This window comes from Clavibacter sp. MX14-G9D, assembly GCF_032917815.1.
Lineage (GTDB): Bacteria > Actinomycetota > Actinomycetes > Actinomycetales > Microbacteriaceae > Clavibacter > Clavibacter michiganensis_K.
Window position 1 is genome coordinate 1 of record NZ_JAVCVL010000189.1, and the last position, 5,227, is coordinate 5,227.

The 5,227-nt window shown below is 73.6% G+C and carries 2 protein-coding genes; both read left to right on the forward strand.

Features of this window, described 5'->3' with window-relative positions:
- Positions 1-205 precede the first annotated feature (205 nt).
- On the forward strand, positions 206-3,619 hold the full coding sequence (locus Q6969_RS12710; RefSeq protein WP_317230761.1) for a tubulin-like doman-containing protein: 3,414 nt from the start codon (positions 206-208) through the stop codon (positions 3,617-3,619).
- Position 3,620: 1 nt separating this feature from the next.
- A partial coding sequence (locus Q6969_RS12715; protein ID WP_317230762.1) for a hypothetical protein occupies positions 3,621-5,227 on the forward strand: 1,607 nt, incomplete at its 3' end.

A 5,227-nucleotide genomic window follows, 5' to 3' on the forward strand; every position in this document is an offset into this window, starting at 1 on the left:
GCATCCGGACCCTCCGCGCCGCCGCCGGGACGCACCCCGCCACCGCCCGGCGGAGGCACCCCGCCGCCGCCCGGCAGGGGCTCCGGGGGCCGTCCCCCCGGAACCCCTCCGCCGCCGCCCCCGCCGCGCTCCCGCTGACCCGCCCGTCCTCCCGCGACCCCCGCCGCGCACCCCCGCACCGCACCACCGACGAAAGCGACACCTCATGCTCAAGCCGTTCCTCCTCATCGGCGTCGGCGGCTCCGGCGGCAAGACGCTCCGCGGCATCAAGTACCAGCTGGAGCTGAAGCTGCAGCAGCTCGGCTGGAAGGACGGGATCCCGGCCGCCTGGCAGTTCCTGCACTTCGACACCCCCACGGTCCAGGACGGCACCGAGTTCCCCGCGCCGTTCCTCCCCCGCCAGGACTACCGCGGGCTCGTCAGCACCGCGGCGACGTACGAGATCATCCACGGCACCATCACGAACGCGCACTCCACGAACCGGGAGCTCGCCGCCGACATCGGCCGCCAGCTGCCCGACCCGCGGTTCGTGCGGGTGGACGTGACCAAGGGCGCCGGCCAGTACCGCGCGGTCGGCCGGGCGGTGGCGCTCGCCGCGACGAAGGACATCGCGGCCGCGGCGCGGACCGCCATCAACCGCCTCAACGACGCGACCGCACTCGCCGAGCTGCAGACCCTCGGCGCGCACCTCGGCGCGCGCGACGACGGCGGCGACACGAGCCCCACGGTGATCGCCATCTCGTCCATCGCGGGCGGATCCGGCGCCGGCCAGTTCCTCGACGTCATCGAGGTCGTGAAGTCCACCGTGAAGCAGTACCAGTGGGCGAACGAGTTCTTCAGCATCCTCTACGCGCCCGACGTGTTCGACCAGCTCGGCGTCACGGCCGGCATGCCCGGCAACGCGCTCGCGGCCATCGCGGAGACGATGAACGGCTACTGGACCGACACCCCCTCGCCCGCCACCATCGAGCTCCTCCGCACCCAGGGCGTCGCGCCCTCCTACGGGTCGGCGATGGACCGGGTCGGCGCCGCGTACCCCTTCATCGTGGGGCGCAGCAACAGCAAGGTGACGTTCGAGGACCAGACCGCCGTCTACAACGCGGTCGCGACGAGCCTCACCGCGTGGATCACCGACGAGCGCGTGCAGGCCGACATGGTGCAGTACTCCTCCGGCAACTGGCAGGCCCGCTCCGCCGCGAACGTGCTGCCCGACACCACGGGCCTGCGCTCCCCCTCCGGCCGGAACTCCCCGCCGTTCTCCTCCATCGGCTTCGGCCGCGTCACGCTCGGCCGCGAGCGGTTCCTCGAGTACGCCGCCGAGCGCCTCGCCCGCTCCGCGGTCGACCGCATGCTCACCGCCCACATCGAGGACGACCCGATGCTCGAGCGCATGACCGAGCGCGAGCACGTGGAGCGCACGGCCGACAGCGAGTACCAGCGGTTCCTGCGCGACCTCCGCCTCAACGAGGAGACGGAGGCGCACAACGACGTCACCGACGCCCTCCGGGACCGCGCCGAGCTCGACGCGCTGCTGGGCGAGCTGTACCGCCGGGCCGACGAGCAGCTGAACGACCCCGCCTCCCTCGACCGCGCGGGCGGCGCCGACCTCACCACCTGGACCGACCGGCTGATGAGCGCGTACGGCACGCTCAGCCCGCGCCTGCTCCAGCGCGACAGCGACGCCCGCCAGCACCGGCTCGACGAGTGGATCCGGACCATGCCGGCCCACATCCTCACGACCGTGAGCGAGCACGTCGCGGGCCAGGGCCTCCCGGTCGCCGTCGCGATGCTCGGCCGCCTCGAGCGCGCGCTGCAGAGCACCATCGGCGGGCTCGAGGCCGAGTCGCGGCAGAACCGCGAGTGGACCGAGGGCCTCCGCAGCTACGTGGCGGACGACCTGCGGACCTCCATCAACCAGCAGTCGATCCGCCCCGACAGCGACGCGTTCCGCCAGGCGCTGTCCCGGCTGCAGCAGGGCCTGGAGTGGGAGACCGAGGCGCGCCTGCGCCACTCCGCCGCCGGGCTCCTCACCGAGCTCCGCGACACGCTGCTCGTGCCGCTCGCCGCGCACCTGCAGGGCTCCCTCATCGCGCTCCGGCAGCGGGTCAGCGCCCGGAAGACCGCGGACGACCGGGAGAACGACTACGAGTTCTGGCCCACGCGGGTCGACGCCACCGTGCCCCGGAAGTACTACCCGGCGCCCAACGAGCGCCTGCTGCTCGACGCCGGCGACTACCCGGCCGAGTTCGAGCGGCTCGTGCTCGCCTCCGTGGACGGGCGGGCGAAGTACCAGGACGCGGTGCTCGAGGTGATCCGCACCATGCTCGTCGGCACGCGCCTCGGCGAGGAGGACCGGGGCGACGCCCTGCCGTGGTCCCTCATCGAGAACCCCCGCGCCTGGAAGCCGAAGGTGACGGCCGAGGCCGACCTGTCGCGCGCCGCCCAGACCCCGCGCTTCGAGGTCGCCAGCGAGCCCGAGCGCTACGCCGCCCGCGCGCGCGAGTGGATGAAGCGCGACGGCACCCCGTTCAACGCCTACATCGGCGAGGACCTCCGCAGCTTCTTCGACGAGGACGCGCTCGCCCCCGACGTGTTCGCGGCCCGCCGCGAGCGCTTCCGGGAGCAGCTCCAGTCGGCGCTCGGCGCCGCCGAGCCGCTCGTCAAGCTGAACCCCGCCCTCCTCCGCACGGTCCACGACAAGGCCGTCAACGAGAGCACGAGCCTCGTCTTCAGCTCCATCCCCTTCCGCGAGGGCACGAAGATGCACGCCGTCACGAAGGGCGTCCTCGCGCAGATGGGCGTCTGGGACGACGCGACGAGCGACTCCTGGTTCAAGGACCAGCGCGTCGACTCGATCGAGGTGTTCGCGATGTCCGGCTTCCCCTACGAGCCCGTGGTGATGGACTCCGTCATGGAGCCCATCACGCGCGGCTGGCTCGAGCAGTCCAACCTCACGTCGAGCCGCGACGCGTTCTGGCAGTTCAAGCGCTCGCGCCTGCTCGGCGAGTCCATCCCCGCCGACCCGTCGGTCATCTCCGCGATGATCCGCGGCTGGTACGTCGCCAAGACCCTCGGCCGGCTGTCGGTGCACGACGACCGCGGCGAGAAGGGCCCGAAGCTCGGCGTCTGGGACCCGCGGAGCCGCACGGTCGCGCACTTCCCGTACCCGCTGCTCAGCGGCGAGGAGGAGGTGCCGCCGCTCGACTACCCGGGCGTGGTGCTCGAGTCGCTGTCGCTCGCGATGGCGCTCAGCAACAACGCCGGCACGCTGGAGCCCCTGCTCCCGTACCAGGTGCTCGCGGCCCTCGGCGGGGCGGGCGGCACGTCGCGCGCCCTCGGGGACTGGATCCGCCGCGGCGAGCTCGACGCGGGCGCCGACCAGCCGGCCGCCGCCCGGGCCGGCGACGCCGCAGGGACCCTCGAGTCGCGCCGGGACGCCGTGCAGCGCTACCTCAGCGCCGAGCTCGACGGCTTCGAGCGCAAGGTCGTCCACCAGGCCGACCTCGTCTCCGTGTACTCGTACCCCGTGACGTGGGAGATGCGGGACCGGTTCGTCGAGGAGCTGCGCTCGCTCATCTCCTCCACGTCCTCCACGGTCCCCGAGGACAGCGGGGTCTGACGTGTCCGAGCCCTTCTGGCGCGACGCCAAGGCCAGCGTCGTCCTGCTCCCGAGCGGCACGCAGGGCGAGGACATCCTCGCCCTCGCGGAGCGCTGGACGGGGATGGGGCTGCTCTCCCCCGCGCTCTACGTCATGCCCGAGAACGTGGGCGACTCCACGCAGGGGCCGCCCCGGATCGACGCCATCGTTCTCGGCACCGGGGAGGACCTCGCGCCCCTCGCCGTCAGCGTCGACCTCTTCGAGGCCCTCGCGGAGGAGCAGCTGGCCGTCCTCCGGCTCGTGAAGCTCCGCGCGGCCACCCTCTCGCGCGAGGTGGACGAGGCGCAGGACGCGATCGCGGACCTGGTCCGCTCGTACGTGCGCCTGTCCATGCCGCTGCCGAGCCCGACCGCGAACATCCGGGAGCAGACCACCACGCTCAGCAACGTCACCCTCGTGTGCGCGCCCAGCGGGTTCCAGCTGCGCCAGCGCGTGGACTGGGCGAGCAGCGAGACGGGGATCGTGGTCGTCGCGTCGCCCGAGGACCGGTCGAGCCCCTGGTCGGGCGACGCCTTCGTGCGCGACGACGAGCGCTTCGTCGGCTTCACGCTCATGCACCTCGCGAGCGTCGCCGGCCTGTGGGCGGGCGTCCCCGACGGCAGCTTCGAGCTGATGGAGCGCCAGACCTCCGGCAGCGACGGCGTCTACGTGTCCCGCGTGTTCCTCAACGCGGTGCTCACCGAGTCGCTCGGCCAGCGGATCGCGGCGGGCGTCCTCCAGGGCGCCGCGGATCCGCGCTCCCTGCTCATCGACCCGTCCGTCAGCCCGCCGCCGCGCGGCACCGCGTACATCGACTCGTCGCAGATCGCCGCGTACGTCGACCGCATGGTCGACGGGGCCATGGCGCTGGACGACGGGCTGCTCGGGTTCGACGCCCCCGCCGAGGCCCAGGATCCGCCCCGGCGCCGCTTCGGGTTCTGGATGACGCTGTGGCGATTCCTCGTCTTCTCCGGCGCGAAGCTCGGCCAGATGCCGTGGTGGACCTGGCGGTGGATCAGCTCCCGCGCCCACCGCACGCTCACGCGGACGCTGCACACGGACGACGGGTCCGCCGTGTCGGGCCCCTCGTACGCGGAGGTCCTCGACATCCGCGACCGGCAGGTCATCGAGCAGTCCCGGCACCTCCTCGAGGCCGAGCGGGCGGCGCGCGCCGAGGCCTCGACCCCCGCGGGCCTCGCGAGCGTGCGGACCACCCCGCGGCTCTGGGCGGGTCTCCGCGAGCTGGTGTTCGGATCCCTCGACGGCAGCGCGGACCTGAGCTCCGCCGGATTCGCCCCGGTGGAGGGCCAGGTGCCCGTGTTCGGGCGCGTCTCCGACGTGCTCGCCCTGCCCGGCGAGCCGTGGCTGTCCGACGACCGCGACGTGCCGCCCGGCTTCCCGGCGTCGATCGACTGGTACGCCGTGGCGCTGGAGGATCCGCGCGCCCGCCTGGGCGAGTGGGTCGCCGCCGCCGACTCCCTCCCGCCCGAGCTGGTGCCCGAGCCGGCGGCGGAGCCGGCGGCGGAGCGCGCCGCGGACGACGCGACCGCTGGCGAGGACGCGTCCGCCGGGGACGGCGGGACCGCCGA